This window comes from Methanomassiliicoccales archaeon (genome assembly GCA_038850735.1).
Lineage (GTDB): Archaea > Thermoplasmatota > Thermoplasmata > Methanomassiliicoccales > JACIVX01 > JACIVX01.
The window spans coordinates 14,091-37,607 of the sequence record JAWCLO010000010.1; the positions used below are offsets into that span (position 1 = coordinate 14,091).

The 23,517-nt window shown below is 40.9% G+C and carries 24 protein-coding genes and 1 tRNA gene; 14 read left to right on the plus strand and 11 right to left on the minus strand.

Translation table 11 applies throughout. The annotated features are described in order from the left end of the window. Positions 1-141: 141 nt before the first annotated feature. The 3 genes from QW087_06810 (at position 142) to QW087_06820 (ending at position 1,938) form a co-directional block, all read left to right on the plus strand. Entirely contained in the window at positions 142-393 is a 252-nt protein-coding gene (locus QW087_06810) for an Lrp/AsnC ligand binding domain-containing protein (GenBank protein ID MEM2944430.1), read from the plus strand. 48 nt (positions 394-441) lie between these two features. Further along, positions 442-1,092 carry a hypothetical protein gene (locus QW087_06815; GenBank protein MEM2944431.1) on the plus strand — a complete coding sequence of 217 codons (651 nt, stop codon included), beginning with the start codon at positions 442-444 and terminating at the stop codon, positions 1,090-1,092. 204 nt (positions 1,093-1,296) lie between these two features. Then, positions 1,297-1,938: a LysE family transporter gene (locus QW087_06820; GenBank protein ID MEM2944432.1), complete on the plus strand. Its 642-nt coding sequence runs from the start codon at positions 1,297-1,299 to the stop codon at positions 1,936-1,938. 129 nt (positions 1,939-2,067) lie between these two features. Here QW087_06820 and nadA read toward each other — a convergent pair whose 3' ends face one another. Further along, a complete protein-coding gene (gene nadA / locus QW087_06825; protein ID MEM2944433.1) occupies positions 2,068-2,976 on the minus strand; it encodes a quinolinate synthase NadA in 909 nt (302 codons plus the stop codon). A 103-nt stretch (positions 2,977-3,079) separates the two neighbouring features. Then, positions 3,080-4,006, minus strand: a complete 927-nt coding sequence (locus QW087_06830; GenBank protein ID MEM2944434.1) for an aldo/keto reductase — start codon at positions 4,004-4,006, stop codon at positions 3,080-3,082. Between the two features lie 214 nt (positions 4,007-4,220). Here QW087_06830 and QW087_06835 point away from each other — a divergent pair, with 214 nt between their 5' ends. Genes QW087_06835 through QW087_06845 form a run of 3 tightly spaced genes read left to right on the plus strand, consistent with a single transcriptional unit; the run spans position 4,221 to position 6,412 of the window. Beyond that, positions 4,221-4,472, plus strand: a complete 252-nt coding sequence (locus QW087_06835) for a ferredoxin family protein (protein MEM2944435.1) — start codon at positions 4,221-4,223, stop codon at positions 4,470-4,472. Then, the gene (locus QW087_06840; GenBank protein MEM2944436.1) at positions 4,459-5,595 is read left to right on the plus strand and encodes a 2-oxoacid:acceptor oxidoreductase subunit alpha; all 1,137 of its coding nucleotides are present in this window, start codon (positions 4,459-4,461) and stop codon (positions 5,593-5,595) included. The genes QW087_06835 and QW087_06840 overlap by 14 nt, the downstream gene beginning before the upstream one ends. After that, positions 5,579-6,412, plus strand: coding sequence for a 2-oxoacid:ferredoxin oxidoreductase subunit beta (locus QW087_06845; protein MEM2944437.1), 834 nt, complete (start codon positions 5,579-5,581; stop codon positions 6,410-6,412). The genes QW087_06840 and QW087_06845 overlap by 17 nt, the downstream gene beginning before the upstream one ends. A 66-nt stretch (positions 6,413-6,478) precedes the next feature. Here the strand turns inward: QW087_06845 and QW087_06850 are convergent, their stop codons facing one another. Continuing rightward, a complete protein-coding gene (locus QW087_06850) occupies positions 6,479-7,090 on the minus strand; it encodes a superoxide dismutase (protein ID MEM2944438.1) in 612 nt (203 codons plus the stop codon). A gap of 102 nt (positions 7,091-7,192) precedes the next feature. On the opposite strand from QW087_06850, the gene QW087_06855 reads away from it, so the two are divergent. The 6 genes from QW087_06855 to QW087_06880 all read left to right on the plus strand — a co-directional run bounded on the left by QW087_06855 (position 7,193) and on the right by QW087_06880 (position 12,185). Beyond that, positions 7,193-7,774: a 2-oxoacid:acceptor oxidoreductase family protein gene (locus QW087_06855; GenBank protein ID MEM2944439.1), complete on the plus strand. Its 582-nt coding sequence runs from the start codon at positions 7,193-7,195 to the stop codon at positions 7,772-7,774. A 154-nt stretch (positions 7,775-7,928) separates the two neighbouring features. Beyond that, entirely contained in the window at positions 7,929-8,585 is a 657-nt protein-coding gene (locus QW087_06860) for an acetate--CoA ligase family protein (GenBank protein MEM2944440.1), read from the plus strand. A gap of 49 nt (positions 8,586-8,634) precedes the next feature. Further along, a complete protein-coding gene (locus tag QW087_06865) occupies positions 8,635-9,021 on the plus strand; it encodes a dihydroneopterin aldolase family protein (GenBank protein ID MEM2944441.1) in 387 nt (128 codons plus the stop codon). A 116-nt stretch (positions 9,022-9,137) separates the two neighbouring features. Then, a complete protein-coding gene (locus tag QW087_06870) occupies positions 9,138-9,683 on the plus strand; it encodes an NTPase (GenBank protein MEM2944442.1) in 546 nt (181 codons plus the stop codon). Continuing rightward, entirely contained in the window at positions 9,680-10,786 is a 1,107-nt protein-coding gene (locus tag QW087_06875; GenBank protein MEM2944443.1) for a tRNA (guanine(10)-N(2))-dimethyltransferase, read from the plus strand. The genes QW087_06870 and QW087_06875 overlap by 4 nt, the downstream gene beginning before the upstream one ends. 85 nt (positions 10,787-10,871) lie before the next feature. Further along, positions 10,872-12,185, plus strand: coding sequence for an adenylosuccinate synthase (locus tag QW087_06880; GenBank protein MEM2944444.1), 1,314 nt, complete (start codon positions 10,872-10,874; stop codon positions 12,183-12,185). Here QW087_06880 and QW087_06885 read toward each other — a convergent pair. After that, positions 12,182-13,447, minus strand: coding sequence for a UbiD family decarboxylase (locus tag QW087_06885; GenBank protein MEM2944445.1), 1,266 nt, complete (start codon positions 13,445-13,447; stop codon positions 12,182-12,184). The two genes, QW087_06880 and QW087_06885, sit on opposite strands and share 4 nt — an antisense overlap. A 133-nt stretch (positions 13,448-13,580) precedes the next feature. Between QW087_06885 and QW087_06890 the strand changes: the two genes are divergently transcribed. After that, on the plus strand, positions 13,581-15,275 hold the full coding sequence (locus tag QW087_06890) for a glutamate--tRNA ligase (GenBank protein MEM2944446.1): 1,695 nt from the start codon (positions 13,581-13,583) through the stop codon (positions 15,273-15,275). 47 nt (positions 15,276-15,322) lie between these two features. Here QW087_06890 and feoB read toward each other — a convergent pair whose 3' ends face one another. From feoB to QW087_06925, 7 genes are all read right to left on the minus strand, one after another. After that, positions 15,323-17,233, minus strand: a complete 1,911-nt coding sequence (gene feoB, locus QW087_06895) for a ferrous iron transport protein B (protein MEM2944447.1) — start codon at positions 17,231-17,233, stop codon at positions 15,323-15,325. Further along, positions 17,230-17,898 (minus strand): metal-dependent transcriptional regulator, encoded by a 669-nt coding sequence (locus tag QW087_06900; protein MEM2944448.1) that lies wholly within the window; start codon positions 17,896-17,898, stop codon positions 17,230-17,232. Before QW087_06900 ends, feoB begins: the two co-directional genes overlap by 4 nt. Before the next feature lie 103 nt (positions 17,899-18,001). Beyond that, a complete protein-coding gene (locus QW087_06905) occupies positions 18,002-19,045 on the minus strand; it encodes a radical SAM protein (GenBank protein MEM2944449.1) in 1,044 nt (347 codons plus the stop codon). After that, positions 19,027-20,454: a cysteine--tRNA ligase gene (gene cysS, locus QW087_06910; GenBank protein ID MEM2944450.1), complete on the minus strand. Its 1,428-nt coding sequence runs from the start codon at positions 20,452-20,454 to the stop codon at positions 19,027-19,029. Before cysS ends, QW087_06905 begins: the two co-directional genes overlap by 19 nt. Positions 20,455-20,475: 21 nt before the next feature. Further along, entirely contained in the window at positions 20,476-21,120 is a 645-nt protein-coding gene (gene cysE / locus QW087_06915) for a serine O-acetyltransferase (GenBank protein MEM2944451.1), read from the minus strand. Between the two features lie 10 nt (positions 21,121-21,130). Next, the gene (cysK, locus tag QW087_06920; GenBank protein MEM2944452.1) at positions 21,131-22,045 is read right to left on the minus strand and encodes a cysteine synthase A; all 915 of its coding nucleotides are present in this window, start codon (positions 22,043-22,045) and stop codon (positions 21,131-21,133) included. A gap of 184 nt (positions 22,046-22,229) precedes the next feature. After that, a tRNA-Cys gene (locus QW087_06925) sits at positions 22,230-22,318 on the minus strand. Between the two features lie 337 nt (positions 22,319-22,655). On the opposite strand from QW087_06925, the gene QW087_06930 reads away from it, so the two are divergent. After that, positions 22,656-23,510, plus strand: coding sequence for a hypothetical protein (locus QW087_06930; protein ID MEM2944453.1), 855 nt, complete (start codon positions 22,656-22,658; stop codon positions 23,508-23,510). The last annotated feature ends 7 nt before the right edge of the window (positions 23,511-23,517 follow it).

Sequence of the window (23,517 nt, forward strand, 5' to 3'; positions counted from 1 at the left end):
TTTAGCAATTATTTCAACATTTTGCGATAAAATGACTAGTTTCTTCTTTTTAGGTAGCACGGTATGAGAGCCTTCAAACATGCGAATCCGCCGTGATATAAAAGAGATTATTACCCTCCGATCGCATATTTGCGCTTTGATATGCCATCGGCAATTATATTGATCAATACGGAAGTCGGTAAGGAAGGAGAGGTGATGACTGCATTATCGAATATTCAAGGTGTTTCTGAAGTCTATTTGGTATACGGTGTTTACGATATCGTCTCGAAGATAGAATCAGACAGGATGGAAGATCTCGAGGCCATAATTAGTAATCAAATAAGGAAAATCACGGGAATTCGATCGACACTGACTCTTATAATAAGCAGAAAAGGAAAGGGCAATCATGGATGAGATGGTATCTGCTAGCAATTTCAGCTCTTTGAAAATCAAGGAATTTGCATGAAAGGTGATTTCCTGACTGATTTCAAAGATGATGTGACAAAAATTCTCACACTTCTTGAAATATCGATGCCTGAGGAACTGAGACCAAAATTAAGTGGTCTGGCTAATCGCCTAAATGAGTTGAGAGATCGCAATATGCTAAAAGTAAATCATTCAATACTGGAATTGGTTGTTGCGAAATATTTGCTTCTCGGAGGATATGAAGTCGAATTGGAGCGCGAAATCGGTGAGAACCTTGCCTGCGATGTTTGGGCTTCGAAAGGATTAGGCACACTGATTGTTGAAGTAGAAACAGGATACGTACCGCCATCGCATGCTTTGGATCCTGGCAATTATGTAAGGGCGAGAGTTGCTAGCAAAATCGCGCGATACAGTAGTTACTGCAATAAATTTTCTCTGGGAACACCACCACATTACATCCTGCCGATTCCTGAATGCTTCATAAAACCTCCTCGATTCAGAACATCTGAGGAGATAGAGGAAATTAAGCGGTACTGTGATATGTATTATTCCAACCCTCCTGTAACAATGGATGAAATCTTAAATTCAAGGATCCACAGTGTTTTCATCATTGATGTGGATGGAGCATCAGTTAAGGAAACGGATCCCGTCGATTACGTTAATAAGTCCAAGCAATGGTATATGTAAACTGTTTCTTGATTATCTGGGTGTTTTCATATCTAATCTATTTTAAAATGTGCCCGATCAGCAAAACTAGATTTTTGGCGATAACCTCTCATTGTCTTTTGTCGAAAAATAATTCACTGAAATAAGACGAGTGGTTAAATGAGTAAGAATCTAAAATCCTGTCTGAAAGTGTTTTATACTCGGCATAGATTGTAGCAGACAGCTATGGCTCCACCAATAGACTCTTCCGTCCTTTTTTTGTTGACAGTGATTCTCATAAGTCTCTCAGGAGTTATAGTCCCAGGACCCGTATTTGCTGTGACAATTGCAAAGGGACTTAAGGATATGAATGCAGGTCTTAAAATTGCGGGAGGGCATGCATCAATTGAGATCCCCCTGATAATCTCAATATATTTTGGGTTGGGAGAGCTCTTAAGAGACGATGTATTATTCGCCGTCATTGGTTTGCTGGGTGCATTAATACTCGCATATATGGCAAGAGGTCTACTTTTTGCACAGGATAATGTTATGAATCCAGAAGAAAAGGAAACAAGATACGGTTCGTTTATTTCGGGAGCGATCACAACTGGTGTAAATCCTTATTTCATTCTTTGGTGGTCAACAGTTGGTGCGGCACTTATCGCAAGTTCTTTTGAATTTGGATTGATTATGCTACCCATTCTGATCGTTGCGCACATAGGTTGCGATTTTATATGGTACGAGACTGTCTCTGTTTTCACGCATAGATCTAAAAAATTTATTGATGGAAAAAGACATCGGTACCTGCTTCTATTTTCTGGCTTCATTATGTTGTTTTTCTCAGTTTATTTTTTACTCAGCTCAATTCTAAAGCTTCTTGGAAGTTAAATCCTACGGAGTCCACATGTTGATTCAAGTCTGTTTTTGCAATGTAAGAGTCATTGATTCTATTACCTGAAATCTACAGCATCTTGAAATACGTCACGTCATGAAGTATCAGAAAATCTATTTGCTTACCTATTCGCTCCGTCCGACACGTGTCATCCTTTCCAAAGGCACTCTTGCCATTTCAATCAATTTCTTATCTAGTTCGATTCTTGGAGATAAAGTTTCAAGCGCTTGCCGAATCGTGCTTAGCGTGATCATTTTCATCGAAGGACAAACTGCAGAGGGTATTCCGTAAAATGATTTATCTGGGTTCTCTCTTTTCAATCGATGTATTAGACCCACCTCAGTTCCAATTATGAATTCATTTGCTCTTGAATCCCTAACAAATTTGATCATTCCATCGGTGGATCTCACTGCATCTGCTAGATCTATGACTTCTGGTCTGCACTCAGGATGAACGATCACTAAAGCTTCAGGATGCTCCTTCTTAATATTCGTTATGTCTTCTGGGATAATGGCATGGTGAGTTGGACAATATCCAGGCCAAAGAATCACATTCTTATCGCTTACAAATCGCTTAATGTACTTGCCCAAGTTCTCGTCGGGTACAAATAGAATATCTTTTCCGAGTGTTGACTCCACGACTTTGATGGCATTTGATGAAGTGCAGCACAAATCCATTTGTGCCTTGCAGGAAGCTGTTGTATTTACATAGCCCACTATCTTTGCATCTGGATTTCTAGCACGAAATTCTACAAGATCTTTTGCCTCGCACATTGCAGCCATTGGACATTTTGCTCTGGGCTCCGGATGCAAAATGATTTTATCGGGGTTGAGAATCTTGGCACTTTCAGCCATGAAGTCGACGCCACAAAAAACAATGACATCAGCATTTATATTTGAGGCTTCAAGAGCGAGTCCCAATGAATCACCAACAAAATCAGCTACCTCCTGAACCTCGGCCCTCTGATAATTATGTGCAAGAATTACTGCATTTCTTTTCTGTTTCAATTGTGTTATCAGCTTTCGATCATCCATCTTTCGGTTAATCTGAAATATCTTATAAAAAGATGTTTGCGATTGTGAGGTCTCCCAATTGAAAGTCAATTTCTTGCATCATAATTGGAGAATTTTCAATACCTCACACCGCGTATTTCCTATATGCTCTTTCTAATTGATCTAGTTCTTCGTCTGTCAGGTCCAAATCAACTGCATGGCAATTCAATTCTACTTGATAGGCATTTTTCGCGCCCGGAATTGCTATTATATTTGTGTCCCGAATCACCCAGTTTAACGCTACCTGAGCCGCGGTTCTGGAATGTTTTGAACCGATTGATTCAAGAGTGATATTTAGCGGCTTTAATTTAACTAAATGACGCCCAAAAAATGCGGGCTTTATTCTTCTCAATCCTGTCGGTTTCGCTCTTTCGTTGTATTTTCCAGTAAGCAATCCTTGCTCCAGAGGACTATATGCAATTATCCCAATTTCATTCTCACGGCAGTATTTCAAGAGTCCCCCTTCTTCTGGTTTTCTGTATATTAAACTGTAATGTATTTGATTAGAAACAATATCAGAAAATGAAAGAGCTTCCTGAGCTCTCTGAAGCCATTTTATGTTGTAATTGCTCACACCTATATATCTGATCCTTCCTAATTTAATCAGTCGCTCCATATTTCTCATAAGTCTGGAAACAGATTGAGCAGGGTTTGGAAAGTGAACCTGATAAAGATCGATGATTCCCCGTTTAAGTCTCTTGAGACTCTTGTCTACGGCTCTAAAAACAGCGTCGGGTGTAAGCCTAAATGGGAAGAATTTTGTTGCAACGAATATTCCATCTTCCTTTCTCACTATTTCACCAATAATTTTCTCTGACTTCCCCCAACCATATACTTCAGCTGTATCTATGAAGTTGACACCTAACTCGATTGCCTTTTCTTTAGCCCGAATGATCTCGTTCTTATCGATAAGTCTATCGTATCCCCAATAGTAGCCCGTTCCCCATTGCCACGCACCGAGGCTGATCGCCGAAACTACCATATCGCTCTTCCCAAGCCGGCGGTACTTCATATCGGCGCATTATACTAAATAAGCGTTAAAAATCCTTCTCGGGATGCCTTAACAATTTACTAGTTTGTGTTTTGAATCGGTGTTGTATAGACGAAATTTGGGAATTTTAATGCTTGGCAATATAAATACTCTAAAAGACTTGATGGGATGGACGTGACCAGTGTATAAGTTTATAAACGAAAAATGAGGTATTTGGGATCAAAAGAGGGGAATCATGCGGGTTCAGATTAACGCTGATTACTGCAAGGGATGTGGTTTGTGTAATATAGTTTGTCCGCGCGGTGTGTTTCGGCAGAGCCCACAAATCAGTGAAAGAGGATATTGCCTCCCGTTTGTAGCATTCCCTGAGAAATGTGCAAATTGGAAGAGAAGGGACAGAAACAAAGCAGTCTGCGAAATGTGTGTGTTAACATGTCCAGACCATGCACTCGAATGGGAAGAAGGCGATACGAATGAGACTCCCTGAGGGTACATATTTTTTGCAGGGAAATGAGGCTTGTGCTGAGGGAGCAATAGCCGCTGGTCTCAAGTTTTTTGCAGGGTATCCAATAACTCCATCTACTGAGATCGCCGAAACTCTTGCAACAAGGCTTCCAGAGGAGAATGGGGTTTTCATTCAAATGGAAGATGAGATCGCATCGATTTCCGCAGTTATCGGCGCCTCATGGACAGGCACTAAAGCTATGACAGCAACATCTGGACCGGGATTCAGTTTGATGCAGGAAAGCATTGGCTATGCAGCCATGACCGAAACGCCGCTCGTCATCGTCAATGTAATGCGAGGTGGTCCCTCAACGGGACTTCCTACACTGCCATCTCAAGGGGACGTGATGCAATCGAGATTTGGCTCGCATGGTGATTATGAGATCATAGCGCTGATTCCCTCAACGGTTCAAGATATGTTTGATCTTACGATTCATGCGTTCAATTTTTCTGAGAGATTTCGAGTTCCGACCATTCTTCTTTCAGATGCAGAAATAGGTCATATGCGTGGTAAGCTAAAAGTTCCAAATCATATTGAAATATTTGATCGCAAAGTAAGGACCGATAAAGTTTGGCATGACGGTTTTGCGTATGATGAAACTCTCGTACCGAAATTTCCAGTCTTTGGTAAGGGATTTCGTGTGCACGTAACGGGGCTCTCTCATGATATTGCAGGCTACCCGAGAAACGATCCCGATGTACACACTGAACTTGTAACAAGGCTTTCTGAAAAGATTATTAAGAATCGTAAGGAAATCTGTATCTATGAAATTCTTAATGAAGATGCAGAGAGATTTATCATCTCTTATGGTTCGCCCGCGCTTGCGGCTAGAGAAGTCGCTCGATCTGATGATTCAATTGGTCTCCTCCATTTGAAAACGCTATGGCCCACACCTGTAGAAGCGATAAAGGAAATCAGCGAAAAATCCTCTCAAATCTTTGTTCTAGAGATGAATCTCGGTCAAGTATTTCGAGAGGTTCAAAAAATAGCATGTTTGGAAGGTTGTAAAGACGTGAGGCTTTTCTCGAAGATTGGGGGTGAGGTTCATAAACCTGACGAAATCGTGAAATTCATCGAAGGTGATCATGATGTTGCAATTCTTTGATCTGTATAGAAAGGATCGGTGGCCAACCATTTTCTGTCCAGGTTGTGGTATAGGTACCGTGATGAATTGCTTTTATAGGGCGTTTTCCGAACTCAATTTGAACCAAGATAAAGTTGTTTTTGTATCAGGTGTTGGGTGTAGTTCAAGAGTTCCGGGTTATATACGGGCTGATTCCATACATACTACTCATGGACGTGCGCTCGCTGTTGCGACAGGCATCAATTTGACCAACCCAGCGTTGAAAGTTGTTGTTTTTACTGGAGATGGTGATTTAGGCGCAATTGGAGGCAATCATTTCATCAATGCAAGTAGACGTAACGCTGAAATGACAGTCATATGTATTAATAATAATATTTATGGAATGACGGGCGGTCAGGCATCGACGACGACCCCCTACAATGCTTTTAGCACAACGACGCCCTACGGAAACAAGGAATATCCCTTTGATCTTGCTGAACTTGCTGTGACAGCGGGCGCTAATTTTGTTGCTAGATGGACTGTTCGACATGTGAAAGAAATCATAAAATCAATGAAAAAAGGGCTTATGAAAAAGGGATTTTCTTTCATTGAAATTGTCTCTCCCTGTCCAACTGGATTTGGAAGAAGGAATCGAATGGGTGATCCAAGACAGATGTATGAATGGCTTAAAATCAAGACCGCAAAGAGGGAAAAAACGAGATACTGGGATATGGATCCAGTCGATCTAAATATTAGTGGACAAATAACTGTTGGTGAATTTGTAGAAAGAGATAGACCCTCACTTGCTGAGATATTGATGTCGATAAAAACTGATGCAAAACGTATAGAAGAAAATTAAGACAAAACAGTTTTTACTAATAGTATAAAAATATAAGATATAAATTTTGGAGATTCTTGCCATTAGTCACAGAACCTCAGAAAGTCTTCTCTCTACCTCACTCCAATTGACGATGTTCCAGAATGCATCGACAAATTTTCCTCTGAGATTCTTATAGTCGATGTAATATGCGTGTTCCCATAGATCCAAAACTAGCAGCAATTTAAATCCAGGATAGATATTAACGTTATGTTTCTCGATCTGCATAATGAGAGGTCGTTGCGTCATTTTGCAAAATGCCAACACAGCCCAGCCAGACCCTTCAACGCTGTTTGCGACCTGTGAAAATTCATTCTTGAAACGATCAAAGCTGCCAAATTCTTTCGAAATGATTTCAGAAACCTTTCCTGTAGGCGTGCCACTGTGGGAGCTGGGTGGGGACAGATTTTCCCAGAACAAAGTATGCAACACGTGACCGCCGATGTGGAAGGACAGCTCTTTGAGGGTCGATTTCATGTCAAGAGTTTGATCATCTTTTCTGGCCTTATCAATTTTCTCAAGTATGGAATTCGCTCCATTGACGTACGCCAAATGATGCTTATCATGGTGTAATGCCAGCTGTTCTTCAGACATGTAAGGCGCTAGTTCACTATATCCGAACTTCAATTTCGGAAGAGAATATAGCTTTGCATTGTTCATTAATTTCACCCGTTTTAAGAGGGGATCAACCGTTATTTGAAATTTTGTTTTAAATTAATTCTTGGGTTATGGTTATTTTTATCAAACCCCATTTCCTGATTAATGATAATTTCATTGCGAATCGCTGGCGTCGGTGGGCAGGGAATCATATTTGCGGGAATCGTCATAGCTCGGGCAGCCTCTCTTTATGAAAATGCTGGAAATAAAGAACTATATGCGGTGCAAACGCAAACTTATGGTCCAGAGGCAAGAGGCGGTGTATCAAAATGCGATGTAAAAATCAGTGATCACCAGGATTTTTGCCCTTTCATTGAGAAACCTGATTTTCTCATACTTATGTCACAGTCGGCATACGATGAATTCATAGAAGACACGAAGCCGGAAACGATCGTAATCATCGATTCTGATGCTGTAGCTTCTAGACCAGATCTTCGCTATTTTGAAATTCCCGCAGTGAAGAGAGCCAAAGAAGTGGGGAAGATTCCTGTTGCAAATATCATTATGATTGGAGCATTCGTAAATCTCACTCAATTGATTAGCATCAAATCAGTCGTTCATGCTCTTCATGACGTATCGCCCAAAGGGACCTTTGAAATGAATAAGAACGCACTTATGGAAGGAATTGAATTAAGCAAGCCTCTAAAGTCGCTGTTTAAGAAGACGTATCGGAAAGTACATGATTGATCGGAGCAAGACGATCCGACAAATATGGTTATGACAAATCATACCTTTCGGCCTATTTCGATTTGCGCAAATTAAAATGCGTCTACAAATCATTGAAAGGGTTGTTGATAGAAAAAAGTAATATCTATATGTCAATTCACCACGAGGCGAAAATATGGATCTGGAAAAATTTCGACTCGAAGGAAGAAGATATCTTTCAGAAAGCGAAGTAAAAACCCTGCTTAATGAGAATGGAATAAAAACGACCCGTTTTGTTCTTCTCGATGAACACGAACTCGAAACTGTAAAATTGGACTTTCCAGTTGCAGTAAAGATTTCATCGCCGGAAATTCTTCATAAGACCGACGTGGGTGGAGTGATTCTAAACGTAAGGAATCAAGAGGAACTCAAAAAAAGTTACTCAGCTTTGAAATCGCAGTTTCCGGATACTCCCATATTGGTAGAACCTATGGAGAAACCAGGTGCAGAAGTAATTGTCGGTCTGATCAAAGATCGGACATTTGGGCTAAGCATCATGTTTGGCATGGGTGGTATTTTAACTGAGCTTTATCATGATGTTGCTTTTAGACTCGTACCTATCACCAAAGAAGACGCACAAGAAATGATCGATGACATTCGTGCGAGTAGGATTTTTTATGGATTTCGTGGAATGAAGGTAAGTAGGGAAGCGATTGTTGATCTTTTGGTGAAAATTTCGGCATTTGGAGATAAATATCAAGCCGATATCAACCAGCTTGATCTAAACCCAGTATTCGTGCGCGAAGATGATGCTGTTGTAATTGATGCAAAAATGATACTTGAACCCTGTTGATAAATATAAACAATGCATTACGTTGTTTATAGCAATGTGAGGAGATACTGTGGCAAATAGAGAAGCTCTCGCACTCGCGTATTTCAACTGTTCCAAAAGAGAAAGGGCAGCATTTGAAGCCGGTATCAAGTTGGGAACAATATACCATCAATTTGTTGGCACTCCAATAAGTTCATCCAATGTTGATAGCCTAGAGAAAGCTATTGAGGAGGGTGTTCGTGTTCAACCATTCGTGGAGGATGTCAGTGTCAAAATTGATCGGAGTACTTTGAGAAGAAAGAGAAATGAGTATGACTATCAAACCTTAACTGGACAAATGCTTGATGTAAGGCTCGTGATTAAGATTGACGAAATCAGGGTTCGTGCGCGAATGAAATACATTGAAGATTTGAATTACCCGTTAATGTTTATTGAAAGCATTAGCGAGCAGCAATGAAAGAAATAGGATTTTTTTTAATTTGACAAAAAAATAATTAATATGAAAATGCCATATCCATTTTCACATCTTCCTTATGATTGATTTGTCTGAACGTCAATAATATCGGTGGAATTATGGCAAAAGGGATAAAGATTGGTATCACGGGCTTGCCGGGTGCTGGCAAGACTCATGCACTTCTCAAAGTCATCGAAATGCTGGAAGCAGAAGAAATGAAGGTTGGAGGGATGATCACCGAACCTATAATTGAGGATAATAAGAGGCTCGGCTTTTATGTAATTGACTGGCAGACGAAACGGAAGGCTGTTCTCGCTAGTACTGATATTAAGAGCAAAGTAATGGTTGGGAAGTTCGGCGTAGATCTCTCAGTTCTTGAAGAGGTCGGAGTTGAAGCGATTAAGAAGGCTTGCGAAGCTGCCGATGTTGTTGTGATCGATGAAGTGGGTAAAATGGAAGTTGAAAGCGAAAAATTTGTTGAGGCAGTTAAGGGAGCGCTAGAAATCGAAAAACCCTTACTGTTGACTCTGCACAAAAAATCGAGAAATCCTCTCCTACAAGATATTAGGAGAAGGGACGATGTCAGGATACTGGAAGTCACCCCCATCAATAGGAACCTTCTACCCTATAAAATTATGAAGTTGATGAAAGGAGAGCTCTTGTGAGCGCTATTTCGTCTGCTGTTGAAATAATCGAAGGTAGCACCCGCATTCTTGTCCCCAGAGATCATTCAGTAAGAGGACCTGGGAAACGCGTGGATGTCTTCTACAATCGACAAAACGCTTTCAACAGGGATATCAGCGTTATGTTTTTTTCAGCTCTCAGGTTTTGCGGAGTAGCATTAGATGGACTCGCTGGAACGGGTGTTAGAGCGATCAGAATTTCAAACGAGTTGAATGTTGACTTTGAGTTTATAATAAATGATGTAAATCGCCTCGCTTTCGAGTTTATCAAGGCAAATATTAAACTCAATCGTCTTGACAATTGTATTGCAAGTAATTCTGATGTAAGGACTCTTCTCTTTGAAAAGGGATTTGACTATATTGATCTTGATCCATTTGGCTCACCTGTTTTCTATATTGATGCGGCTATTCAGAATTGCCATCGAGAAGGAATTCTGGCAATTACGGCGACCGATACCGCGGTCCTTGCAGGCACACACACAAGAAAATGCATGCGGCGCTATGGGGCACATTCCATTAGGTGCTCTTTTGGGCATGAACTGGCATTAAGAATCCTAATTGGTTTTTTGGCTAGAGAGGCTGCGAAATTTGACCGCGGAATACTGCCGCTACTGTGTTTCTATGCAGACCACTACCTAAGAGTGCACCTGAGACTTTTAGATGGCGCGGGCAATGCAGACGATTCATTGAAGCAACTAGGCTTTATTTATTTTAACCATATCTCGAAAGAAAGATCGCTTACTCCTCGAGATGATGGTGTCAAAATCGGGCCTTTATGGATGGGAAACCTTTTTGACAAGGATCTATTAAGGAACATGACCATTTTCGAAACTCTGGCGTGTAAGAAACGTTGCTCAAAGTATCTCGAAATATGGAAAAATGAGTTAGATACTCCGCCTTTTTTCTATGACATCAATGAACTCGCATCAGTCTTAAAAGTATCCCCTCCACCTCTGGCGGTTGTTTTTGAGAAACTGAGCAAACATGGAAGAGTTTCGAAGACCCATTTTTCTCCAAGAGGTCTGAAGTGCGATATTCCATATAATGAATTAATGTCCCTCATCAGAGAAATTTCGATCTCATGACATAAGACTTGGGATTCTAGAGATATATACATACTAATAAACAAGGTTTTTATCCGAATTCGCATTTGTTCAAGAAGGTGATATTCTGCCGACACTCGCAATAATTGGAATGCAATGGGGAGATGAAGGGAAAGGTAAAATCGCTGACTATCTTGCGGAAAGGGCTGATATTGTTGTAAGATTTCAAGGTGGAACGAACGCGGGTCATACAATTGCACTTGATAATGAAGTATTCAAGCTTCATCTTCTTCCCTCTGGCATTATCAGACCGAATACGCTCTCTGTTATTGGAAATGGAGTAGTTGTGGATTTGGAGGAGCTTGTAGAAGAAATGAAGATCATTGAAGGCACTGGCAGAAGTCTCGATGGTCTCAGAATTTCTGACAGAGCACACATCATAATGCCTTATCACAAATTACTGGACAGAGTAGAAGAGGCACATCGGGGCAAGAAAGGTGTTGGGACTACGGGACGAGGCATCGGTCCGAGTTACTCAGACAAAATTGCACGTCATGGCATTAGAATTTGTGACTTGTTCGATAGAGAAGCACTTGCTGAGAAGCTGGAAATAGTACTCCCAGTTAAGGAGAAAGTGTTAACAGCATATGAAGAATCATATCTCTTTCCCAGGAATGAAATTTTCGAGAATTTAGTTGGTTACGGAAAATATATTGAAAAGTATGTCACAGACACTTCTAATCTTATCATCGAAGCAATCGCAGATAAAAAGAAAGTCTTATTTGAGGGGGCGCAGGGAACGATGCTCGACATTGATCACGGTACTTATCCATATGTGACATCGTCAAATTGTATTAGCGGTGCTATTTGTACTGGTGCAGGCGTGCCCCCATCTTCAATACAAGAAATCCTTGGTGTGGTTAAAGCATATACAACAAGAGTCGGATCAGGCCCATTCCCAACAGAACTAAACGACGAAACAGCTTCTTTCCTATTGCAAAGGGGAGGGGAATTTGGTACGACTACGGGAAGACCTCGAAGGTGTGGGTGGTTAGACTTGGTGGTTGTCAATTATGCTGCCAGGCTGAATGGCATAACTTCGATAGCCGTTACAAAAATAGACGTTTTGAGCGGACTCAAGAAAATAAAGGTAGCAGTGGCATATGAAATCGATGGCGAAATTACCACAAATTTTCCGTCAAGTATCGCCAAAATCAAAAAGGCAAAGCCAATATACAAAGAATTTGACGGCTGGGATGAGTGGGTCAGAGACGAAAGAGAAAGCATTGCTAAGCGAGGTTTCGATGCCCTTCCCAACGAAATGAAGGATTATCTTAACTTCATCTCCAATTTTACTGGCGTACCCATAAGTATAATTAGCATTGGTCCAAGAAGGAATGAGACGATCGATCGAAGAGTCCTAGCCTGGTCAAGGAATTAATCGAGTTTTACCCTCTCAAATCCAGTCGCACGATATGGTTTGGTGGCATCTATTCCCATTTTTGATGTCACTTCACTTGAACTTGGATCAAGAGAAGAGCCTCCCGCATTGTTGATTATCACGAGTCCGCGAGATGCTTGAAAACGCGTTGCAATGGCCCACTCTACTTCTCTGTCATTGTAGATGTCAATGTCCTCATCAACAACAATGACCTTTTTCATCGATGGATGACCAGAGAAAGCTGCGAGTATAGCATTCACGCCGTCGCCTTCGCGGTTCTTAGTGATAGATACTACCCCATGCAACCAGCAACAGCCTCCTTCAGTCAATCTAACGCCATGAACCTTCGGGACAACTTGGCTTACCGATCTATAGATAAGAGGCTCCCTCGGAAGCCCCATAAGTAGATAATGCTCTAGTCCACCTGGTAGAATGATATGAAAAAGTGGATGAGGAGACATATAAATTCTTTCTATTTCTACAACGGGCTGGATCCTCTTTTGATCATAGGTGCCCGTGATGTCAACAAACGGCCCTTCCTCTGTTGTATTCCTTGTTATCTTACCTTCTAGTATGATTTCTGAGTGCGCGGGAACCGTGATTCCGTTCTCAGTTTCTGCAACCTCAAGTGGCTCCCCTGTGCACGTCTTTCTTAAAGAGCTAGCAATATTTAACTCATCTTGTTCGAATGGTACGGATGTAGCTGCAGAAAGAAGAATAGTAGGACAAACACCTATGCAGAAAGCAACTTGCAGCTCTTCATTTTCTTCGATTGAAGATTTGTACATTGTAAAAAGGTGCCTTGGAACGAGTCTTATTGCCATTCGATTGCGATCTATGAGCATTAGGCGATGAAATGAAAGATTTCTCTTTCCTTTGTATTCTGCAACTGCAACAGCTGACGTTATATATCTTCCGCCATCATTGGGAAACCATTTAGGTATCGGAAGTTTCCTCAAGTCTACTTTCTCAATGATCTTTTCTCTGAATGGAGGATTTTCAATTTTGACAGGCGATACCGGATTTTCTATTGCAGCGAGGAGTTTCTTCATGATTTCCCTTTTTTCTATGCCAAGAAACCGTGCGATTCTCTCCCTCGTCGACCATAGATTACCAACAACCTCACAACCATTGATGTTTTGAAAGATAACAGGTTTATCTGGATTCTTCATGAGCCACTTTGTAACTTCAAATTCAGTCGATACTTTATTTCTTACAAATACCGCATCGCTGAGATCTGAAATTATTCGTCGAAGAGACATAAGATGGTAATAATCGTAACCCCTATAATACCCATTCCAATCAGCTGCAATCGAATCATTCACTTTGTATGCGAATAGGTGACGCTGAGTCCATACAAAAGATAAAATAGAACTTTGGTAAATGCCAGCCTACATGGATTCTAATGCCATTCGAGGCATTGTAAGGAAATATGCTCTCCAGAACGCTGTCTTTTTTAACGGAAAGGCAGACGTCAAAGCAGTAATCGGGAAGGTACTAGCCGAACAACCTGAATTGAAAAAAAATGCGAAGGAGATTGCTGCTATCGTTACAACAGAGATTCAAAAAATTAACGAGCTTTCGTTAGAGGAACAACGCAGAGAACTTGAAAGTATCGACCCCACACTCTTGGAAAAGAAGGTGAGGGGCGAAAGAGAGCATTTGTTGCCTGACTTACCTGGCGCGAAAGAGGGTAAGGTTGTGATGAGGTTCGCTCCGGGTCCATCAGGACCGCTACACATTGGTCATACTAGAGTCGCGATTTTAAACGATGAATACGTCAAGCGTTACAATGGAACATTTATTAATAGAATCGAAGACACGAATCCTGAGAAAATTGATCCCGAAGCATATGATATGATTCGAGAAGATCTCGATTGGCTAGGAGTAAGGGTTCATCAAACCGTCATCCAGAGTTCCAGAATGGAGTTGTATTATGATATTGCGAGACAGCTCATTGATATGGGAAAAGCTTACGTTTGCACATGTCCTGTTGAGTCCTGGAGGAAATTGAAGGAGAACGGGAAGCCGTGTCCTCACAGGGAACTCCCAAAGGAAATTCAGCATGAAGAATTCGACAGGATGCTTTCTGGCTTTTACCCTGAGGAAAAGGCGATATTGGTAGTGAAAACAGATTTAGATCATCCGAATCCTGCGATAAGGGATTTCGTAGGTCTTCGGATCGTCGATTCCGTCCCTCATCCCCTTACGGGTACTCGTTATAGAGTTTATCCAATGATGAATTTTAGCGTTGCAATTGATGATCACTTTCTTGGAATGACCCACGTTTTTCGTGGTAAAGATCACTTGAATAATACGCAGAGACAGGAATACATATTCAGATACTTCGGGTGGAAACTTCCGTGGTACCATCATTATGGTCTCGTTTCAGTTCCTGACCTACTTCTCAAAACCTCTTATATCGCTAAAGGAATCAAGAAAGGCGAGTATTCAGGTTGGGATGATGTTCGCCTGGGAACCGTGAGGGCGCTAAAGAGAAGGGGTATAAGTCCAGAATCAATTCGTCAATATTGGCTTGAATGCGGCATTAAAGATGTAGACATACATTTTTCATGGGAAACGCTCTACTCTCTTAATAAACAATTTGTGGACCCCTTAGCAAATAGATATTTCTTTGTATGGGATCCTGTTTTGGTGTCAATTTGCGGCGTTGACGAACTCGAATCCCACGCGCCGTTTCATCCCGATCACCCTGATCGCGGTATTAGACATATGATGTTGAAAGGATCACCCATTCGAATCTATCTGACCAAAACCGATCTTGAATCTATAAAATGGAAGGGCAGATTGAGACTGAAAGATCTATGCAATGTACATCTAAATGAGACAGTTGCTCAATATACAGGCAACGACCTTTCAATATTGAAGGAAGGCGTGAAAATCGTTCACTGGGTTCCAGAATATGGTAAACGTGCTACCATATTGATGCCTGATGGAAGCAAAAAGGAAGGCTACGCAGAACCGATTTTGCCGCAGGATGTTGGTAGGGTCGTGCAATTTGAGCGGTTCGGATTTGTTAAGATCGAATCGATTGACCCAGAAATAACGGCAGTTTTTACTCATACTTGATTAAAAACACGGTCGACAGCAATCTCAAATTCTTTTCCATGGCACTCTTAAATAGAAGTTAGGAGGAAATTAGCTATTGTACCCATAGCTAATGACAACATGAGGGAAAATAACAAAATCATAAGTGTCTTTTTTGCATTGAATTCTCTAAGAAGCACTGCAATTGTAGATAAACATGGTATATATGTCGCCATTACTAGACCAAATACAAAAAGTTGATTTGGCGATAAGACGAGGGCCAAATTTGTAGTTCCGAAAAGCAAAACCAACAATTGAAAGGCCATTTCTTTTCTTAGAATTCCAAATATCAACGCAATAATCGTCACCGAAGGCAAACCAAGCAATCCTAAAGTCAGAAATGACATCGGCTCAACGATCATTTCGAGCACTTGAAATTCAATAAGAACCTCTAGTAACAGGCTTCCGATGAAAAGAATTGGGAAAGCTACAATAAAAAAATCTCTTATTCTTATGTAGGTCTTGAAAAAAATATTCTTGAATTTTGGAATGACGAGATCCGGCATTTCCATCGCAACACTTGACGGCTCCAGCTTTACGAGTTTATGCATGAGCCGACCGATCGCTAAGAGTATCAAGAACAAAATTGCTATAATTCCCAATGCATAAGTAAGTCCGCCATAATGTCCGACAACGCCAAATATGATTGCGAGTTGTGCAGAACATGGTATAGACATCACTATAAGTGTCGCAAGGATGAGCCTCTCTCTTTTTGACTCGAGAATTCTTGTGGCAAGTATTGCTGGTACATTGCAGCCCACGCCAACAATCATCGGAATAATCGCACGCCCATGCAATCCAAGTCTATGCATCAAACCATCAAGTAATGCAACTGTTCTAGGAAGATATCCAGTATCTTCAAGAATGGCAAGAATGAGGTAAAAAACGAAAATATACGGTATGACTATTGACAGTATTGCCTGCAGGCTGAGATCTATGCCTCGAGAAATTGCAATACCAATCTGGCCACCAATGAATGATGCAAGGCTACTAAAGAGGTCTTCTGTAATTTTTTTGTAAGTTTCCACTAGCCAAGATTCAATGAATCCGCCAAGATATACTATGGAAAGGAAAACGGTTGCGAGTATGAGAATCAATATGGGTATTCCCGTTATCGGTCGAATTGTTATCCGTGAAACCTTTTCTCCTAGAGTCTCTTCTCTTTCTATTTCTCCAACAACCTGTGAGGCGATTCTGCCAGCCTCGCCATATCTATCGCGACCGATATGTACGTCGATAGTCTCATGATGTGTATTTTCAAATTCGATTTTGAGCTCCTCCGAAAGATTCTTGACTTCGTCGCAGAAAAACTCGCTAAAAAAATGATTTCCCTCGAGCAATTTGAGTAATGCTCCCCTAAGATTATATTCTGTTTTCCATTCTTTAACGTGATCTGCTAATTCTTGAAGGATTCTCTCAATGTGTGTATCGTACCTGACGACAAAGCTTGATCGCTGAATTGTTCTATTTGAAATTAACGACAAAAGATCATTAATGCCTTCGCCAGTGATCGCAACCGTAGGAATTACTGGTATCTCTAGGATTCTCGATAAAAGCTGAGTATCGATCTTATATCTTCTCCGGGCGATATCCATGAAATTTAGTGCTACGATCACTCTGTATCCCAATTCAATCAATTGCAAGATCAGAACAATGCTCTGCACAAGGCGAGTTGCATCTGCAACAACGATAAGAATATCCGGTTTTTTCTCTGCAAGAAGCTTCGTGGCGACTATTTCATCTTCAGAGATCCCTGAAAGCGAATATATGCCTGGTAGATCATAAAAAAGCAAGGTTTCGCCGCGAAAAGTTATTTTCCCCTCTTCGAATTCAACGGTCGTTCCCGGATAATTCGAAGAAATGACGCCAATGCCAGTGATTTTACTAAACAGTACGGACTTACCCACATTTGGATTTCCTAAAAGAGCAATCCGCATCATTCGCACCTTTTAATGTGTACGAGCGATGCATAATCCCTTCCCAGCGCTATTCTCGTGTCATTAATTTTCACAATTAGTGGGCCGCCAACTGGAATACTTTGTTCAACAATCACGTTTCTGCCCGGTACGAATCCCATAGATACTAGCCGTCGAATTTTCGTTGCATTTTCGTTACACATCAAATGGGTAATGATTCCCTTTTCGCCGCTATCCATTTTTGATAGCGGCAAAGATTGTTCGGTGTTGCATAATTTGCATTCCCCCTCACATTTCGGTATGGGACTTCCGTCTGGGCAAATCTGTGGATTCTCCATTAATTGACAAATCTTTTTTTCAATTTCATCGGAAAGAATATGCTCTAGCTTGCATGCTTCCTCATGGCTCTCTTCCTTCCTCATTCCAAGAATTCTGACCAAAAAAGACTCAAGAAGACGATGCTTTCTTTTGATTTTTAGTGCAACCCTCAAACCCTCTTGTGTAAGCGATACCCCTCTATACTTTTCGTACGTAACATACCCATTGGAAGAAAGTCTCCCGAGCATTTCAGTAACAGAGGCTGGCTTAACGCTCATACATCTTGCAATCGTACTGGTCTTGGCGGGTTTCCCATTCCGAGTCAGATCATAAATACATTCAATATATTCTTCTGTTTTGTCGCTCGGCATCAATAAGAAAATGATTCTCGTTCTATTCATTCTTTTGGGTTCCCTAAATATCTTTTTGATAAGGCGTCATGATGTGGCCAGCATAGATGGACAAAAAATGAACTTAAAAATCTCTAAATGGTACCAAGTCGCAACAGGTGCAAGCATGGCACATAGTTCTAAAGCTTCGTGTTGATAGTTGATACAACTCGAGGATTTCCTTATGTTCAAGACCTAGTTTGATCAATCTATCCGGTGATATTGCCTTTAATTCATATCCAAGTGCACTTTCTAGTCGCTCTTTGTTCAGATTGTTGATTCTTAAGGGACGAAGAGTGGCGACGCATCCCATCCTAGCAAGGTGTTCAACTCCAGCAAGGATGTTGTCGTCACTTTCACCGAGACCAACTATGATATTTGAGCATACTTTCCCAACGCCGAATAGACGAACTGCATTCAGTATCATTTTAAGAATTCTATCAAATTCAAGTTTATTGCAGATTTTGTAGAAGATTTCTCTATTGTATGTTTCAATATTGATTTTGATTTCATCGGCACCGGCTGCCCTAAGCATTTCGATATCCTCGATTGTATCAACATAAGGTTCAACGCCAATTGGAACCTCGGGATCGAGCTGTTCCCTTACTCTAGAGACAATATATGCCATCTTCTGTGCCGTTTGATGCGGCGATTCTGCAACAGCACTTGTTAAAGCAACGGCCTTGAAATCATCTCGTCTCGACGCTGCAACGATCATATCAATAATTTTCTCGGCATCTAGTCTTTTGACAATTTTTGAATCGATTCTTTTGGTGAAACAGAATTTACAGTCATAAATACAAGAGGTCTCTATATTGAAGAAAGCCTGTTCCGGAGAATGAAATAGCGTGGGCTCAAACTTAACATTTTCCAAAAAAGTTGCACCTTTGTGCATGAGGGCATAACTCCCATCCTTTAGTACGAGTTCGAAGTCACCATGATCCCTAGATATTTCTTTCTTGACTCTCAACCCGCCAAAAGATAACACTATCGCAGGCTTCCCAGCACCTGGACCTGCCGTAGACCTACTCAAGCGAAATGGAATGGAAATGTCCGAAGGTATTCGCACTGCCCCCCCGGTGATTAGAACTGCCTTCTTCCTTACGAGTTCTAATCTGGTTTTTTCCATTTTACTCCCTCTGCTGTATCCTCCAACTTTATTCCTCTTTCGGCCAGCATTTTTCTGATTTGGTCGGCTAAATCGTAGATTTTGCGTTTTCTTAATTCCTGACGAATCTCAATGATCATCTGAACGAGATCATTTACGAGGTGAGATCTATCATTTTTTTTCTTTGCATCCTTCGGCAAAATGCCCAACACCTCGTCAACTTCCTCTAAAAAAGCAATTATCTGATTCGCCCCTTCGTTGCCAAGCTTCTGTTGTGCCATCAACTTATTAACGTCTCTTACAAAATCAAAGAGCGTTGCAATGGCGCCCCTTGTGTTGAAATCATCATCCATGAATTTCACGAAATTGCTGCGTGTCGAAGATATAAGGTCAGATACCTCTTCGTTTCCGCCGAGGTTACCTATGCAATTTTTCAATTCTAAATATGTGTTGTGCAATCTTTTTAGACTAACAGCAGCCTCCTTTAACGCAGCGTCACTATATGAAAGCGGCCCCCTGTAATGTGTATTAAGTATGAAAAACCTGATTTCTTCCTTCGTATATTCATTAAGCAGTTGTCGCACTGTAAAGAAATTTTTCAGGGATTTTGACATCTTTTCTTCCTGCACTTGAAGCATACCGTTATGTAACCAATAACGCGCCATCAATTTACCAGTCACCACTTTTGATTGAAGAATTTCATTTTCATGGTGCGGAAATATGAGATCATTTCCTCCTCCATGGATATCAATTGTTTCTCCCAGGAGATTTAGACACATCGCAGAACACTCGATATGCCAGCCCGGCCTGCCATTTCCCCATGGACTCGGCCATGATATTTCTCCTGGTTTTGCACCCTTCCAGAGGGCAAAGTCTGCTGGATTTCTTTTAAATTCATCAACTTCCACACGTGCTCCTGCGATTAATTCCTCGACTCGAGCACCTGATAAAACACCATATTCTTCGACTTTGTCCATGCTGAAGTACACGCTGCCATCATCTGTTTTATAAGCAAAACCTGCGTCTTCTATTCTCTTGATCATGTCTATAATTTGAGGTATGAACTCACTCGCACGAGGATAGTGGTCTGCCCTTTTCACACCTAGTGCTTCAATCTCTTCAAAATAGCGTTTAATATAAATCTCCGAAAGCTCGAGTGGTGAAATACCTAGCTCATTAGCTCTGTTTATAATCTTATCATCGACATCTGTAAAATTCGTTACATGGGTGACTTCGTATCCTCGATACCTCAAATATCTAGCAATCATGTCAAATACGATTATATGCCTGGCGTGACCCATGTGCAAATCATCATAAACTGTAACTCCACACACATACATCTTCACCTTTTTATCTTCTAATGGAATGAATGGTTCCTTCTTCTTCGTTAAGGTATTATACACTTCTAAAGTCATAATCTCCTGCCTCACGATACGCATTCCGTTCCCAAACTACTTTTCTTTTTTCACTACTTTTTCTAGTTCGGTGACCCTGTGCTCTAATTCTGCAATACTATTTGTGATTTGCATGAATGCATCAACTATAGGATCTGGCAATATATCATGTCTCAAATCAAGCTTTGTAACACCATCTTTTTTTACGACCTTACCTGGTACACCTACTACGGTAGAATTCGGTGGCACATCCTTGACCACAACTGACCCTGCGCCGATTTTAACATTGTCACCAATTTTGATATTACCAAGAATTGTGGCATTTGCACCTATCACGACATTATTCCCAATAGTTGGATGCCTTTTTCCCTTATCTGTGCTGACGCCACCAAGAGTAACTCCCTGGAATATACACACGTTGTCACCAATTTCGGCAGTTTCACCGATAACCACCCCTGTTGCATGATCTATGAAAAAACCTTTTCCAATCTTGGCGCCAGGGTGGATGTCTGCACCTGTTAAAATTCTTGCAAAGTAATTAATAGCTCTTGCCAGTAAGTATTGACCTTTTTGATAGAATCTATGAGAAATTCTGTACAAGAAAAGAGCATGCAGGCCAGGACTAAATAGTAAAGCTTCCTTAAACGACTTGGGTGCAGGATCTCGCTCAAGGACTGTGTAAACGTCATCTTTCCAGTTCATAAAAATGCGCTCATTCGAGAAACACATTAGTACTCAAATATCTTTCTCCTGTATCTGGGAGAATTGTAACGACCTTTTTACCATCTCCAAGTTCCTTGGCCACCTCAAGTGCGCCAAACACAGCTGCTCCAGATGATATTCCAGCAAAGATCCCTTCTTCCTTCGCGAGCGCCCGTGTCATTAGCTTCGCATCAGAATTTTTTACAGCGATTACTTGATCGATAATTGAGAGATCAAGTATTTTCGGAACGAATCCAGCGCCAATTCCCTGAATCTCATGACCGCCTGGCCTCCCACCAGATAAAACAGCTGAACTGAGCGGCTCGACGGCGACGATTTTTGTCTTGCCATTTCTTGCTTTTAGTACTTTTCCAACTCCAGTTATCGTTCCTCCTGTTCCCACGCCGGCGACAAAGGCATCTGGTGATGGTATATCCTCTAGTATCTCAATCGCCGTCGTCTTCATGTGAATTTCGGGATTTACAGGATTGTCAAATTGCTGCGGCATAAAGCAATTGGGATTTGATTTACATATTTCCTTAGCACGTTCAATGGCTCCCATCATGCCTTCTGATGCGGGGGTGAGAACGATCTTTGCGCCAAAAGTTGCAAGCATTTTTCGTCTTTCAATGCTCATAGATTCAGGCATTGTAAGTATCAATTTGTAACCTTTTACAGCGCAAACCATAGCAAGCCCAATACCCGTGTTTCCAGATGTGGGCTCAACAACATAAGTGTCTTTATTAAGCAACCCTTTTTTTTCAGCATCTTCTATCATGGCTAATGCTATTCTATCTTTGATAGATGACATTGGATTGAACGATTCGAGTTTGCAAAAGACCTCAGCTGATCCCTTCGGTACGAGACGATTCAATTTAACTATTGGCGTTTTTCCGATGGTTTCAAGTATAGTGTTGTAAATCATAGACATTCACCATTGTTAATGCTCCTTACTTTATGAATATTTTGAGTAATCAAATATTGGGGATATTAATCATGCAGTATGAACGTGGATCTAAAATGATTTCAAAATTGAATATGGATAGAGAATGAACTTAAAAAAAGGATAGATGGAGATCAATCACGCACATGTTGAGCTTTGAACTATATGGAGCCGGGATCGAGATTTGAACTCGAGTCTGCGGATATCTGCAACCGAGTGCTGCAGTCCGCCACATGGCCGCTCTGTCATCCCGGCGCAGCAAAGTAATCCTGTTATTGTTATTTCTATTTTATGCTCCTGGCCTTTGACATCGATTCCAGAAATCTTCGTGACAGATGCGGTTGAAGGTAAATGCATATGGGAATATTTTGAAGATTTGAGAATCTTGTGTTTCTCTCAACTTGCATACGAAATTACTTAAATTGTTATTGTGTGCACGAAAATACTTTGTATGGCAAGAATTTTCAAAATAATCACGAAATGTTTTCACTCTCCCCATCTATTTTAGCATTCTATCATTTTTAATTTTCCATATTTCAAGATGACAAACCAAAAGATATCTCAATTCGGAAGGTGTTCGTGGTAATACATGATGCCTGATCATTGTAAAGAAGTATCGTTAAAGAAGGTTGGATTTCAACTTACTTCCGAAAATATCTCAAAGTATATTAAAGGTAAAAAAGCGTACATCAGAACAAGATATTACATTCTGGAAAACAACGATGAATATGCCGTCGTAGAGGTTGAAAAGAAGACAGGAAATGATCTTTTTAGCGAGATCTTGGCTTACAAGATTATCTCTTTACCGAAAAACACTGTTTTTGTTGATGATTGCACGATCGACGTTAACAATCGTTCGCAGATGTCAAGACTCTCTGAGCACTACGAAGGCATGACTGTTGTTGTCAAGGGTATGTTTAATCACGTGTCATTTGTAAAGGATGAAAGCCCTGTTGAGATTTATGTTATAGACATAGTTCCTCCAAACCCGTCGAAGCTCCTTATCTTAGCAGAGAAAGCAGTGATGACAGGATTAATAGACATACCAGTATTGCTCAAACACGAGGAAATTGACTTGGAAATCATTGGCAACAATACTCCAACTCAGGGAGTCATCTTTCCTTGTAAAGCGTCAGGAATTTCTTGTAATAAGGTAATTTACTTCCTTGACGATGAACCGGAAATTGACGTTGAATCAACGCTTGTTGGATGTGATTTATCGATGAGGATATTTAAGGAGCTATATGGCACTGAGATCAATTTTATCAACATATGTCCTAGAAATTACATCAAAACTAACGGGTGTTTTGTTTTGATCAAGTGCTGTAAAGTAAAGAAGGGATTTGAAATGAGGGGGAATGCAGCTGTCGTGCCCTGGGGCGCTACCCTCGAGGAGGTTGCAAAGGCTATGAGTGAACTCGCAGCCTTGGCGAGGAAGCGTTTATGAACAATCT

Excerpts from the sequence above, each read along its gene's own strand:
- feoB (MEM2944447.1), bottom strand. The coding sequence starts at position 17,233 with ATGATGCGGATTGCTCTTTTAGGAAATCCAAATGTGGGTAAGTCCGTA.
- QW087_06840 (MEM2944436.1), top strand. The coding sequence starts at position 4,459 with ATGAGACTCCCTGAGGGTACATATTTTTTGCAGGGAAATGAGGCTTGT.
- QW087_06885 (MEM2944445.1), bottom strand. The coding sequence starts at position 13,447 with ATGTCTCTTCGACGAATAATTTCAGATCTCAGCGATGCGGTATTTGTA.
- QW087_06860 (MEM2944440.1), top strand. The coding sequence starts at position 7,929 with ATGGATCTGGAAAAATTTCGACTCGAAGGAAGAAGATATCTTTCAGAA.
- QW087_06845 (MEM2944437.1), top strand. The coding sequence starts at position 5,579 with ATGTTGCAATTCTTTGATCTGTATAGAAAGGATCGGTGGCCAACCATT.
- QW087_06870 (MEM2944442.1), top strand. The coding sequence starts at position 9,138 with ATGGCAAAAGGGATAAAGATTGGTATCACGGGCTTGCCGGGTGCTGGC.
- QW087_06810 (MEM2944430.1), top strand. The coding sequence starts at position 142 with ATGCCATCGGCAATTATATTGATCAATACGGAAGTCGGTAAGGAAGGA.
- QW087_06930 (MEM2944453.1), top strand. The coding sequence starts at position 22,656 with ATGCCTGATCATTGTAAAGAAGTATCGTTAAAGAAGGTTGGATTTCAA.
- QW087_06815 (MEM2944431.1), top strand. The coding sequence starts at position 442 with ATGAAAGGTGATTTCCTGACTGATTTCAAAGATGATGTGACAAAAATT.
- QW087_06835 (MEM2944435.1), top strand. The coding sequence starts at position 4,221 with ATGCGGGTTCAGATTAACGCTGATTACTGCAAGGGATGTGGTTTGTGT.
- QW087_06890 (MEM2944446.1), top strand. The coding sequence starts at position 13,581 with ATGGATTCTAATGCCATTCGAGGCATTGTAAGGAAATATGCTCTCCAG.
- QW087_06855 (MEM2944439.1), top strand. The coding sequence starts at position 7,193 with ATGATAATTTCATTGCGAATCGCTGGCGTCGGTGGGCAGGGAATCATA.
- QW087_06820 (MEM2944432.1), top strand. The coding sequence starts at position 1,297 with ATGGCTCCACCAATAGACTCTTCCGTCCTTTTTTTGTTGACAGTGATT.
- QW087_06850 (MEM2944438.1), bottom strand. The coding sequence starts at position 7,090 with ATGAACAATGCAAAGCTATATTCTCTTCCGAAATTGAAGTTCGGATAT.
- QW087_06905 (MEM2944449.1), bottom strand. The coding sequence starts at position 19,045 with ATGGAAAAAACCAGATTAGAACTCGTAAGGAAGAAGGCAGTTCTAATC.
- QW087_06900 (MEM2944448.1), bottom strand. The coding sequence starts at position 17,898 with ATGCCGAGCGACAAAACAGAAGAATATATTGAATGTATTTATGATCTG.
- cysE (MEM2944451.1), bottom strand. The coding sequence starts at position 21,120 with ATGAACTGGAAAGATGACGTTTACACAGTCCTTGAGCGAGATCCTGCA.
- nadA (MEM2944433.1), bottom strand. The coding sequence starts at position 2,976 with ATGGATGATCGAAAGCTGATAACACAATTGAAACAGAAAAGAAATGCA.
- cysK (MEM2944452.1), bottom strand. The coding sequence starts at position 22,045 with ATGATTTACAACACTATACTTGAAACCATCGGAAAAACGCCAATAGTT.
- QW087_06830 (MEM2944434.1), bottom strand. The coding sequence starts at position 4,006 with ATGAAGTACCGCCGGCTTGGGAAGAGCGATATGGTAGTTTCGGCGATC.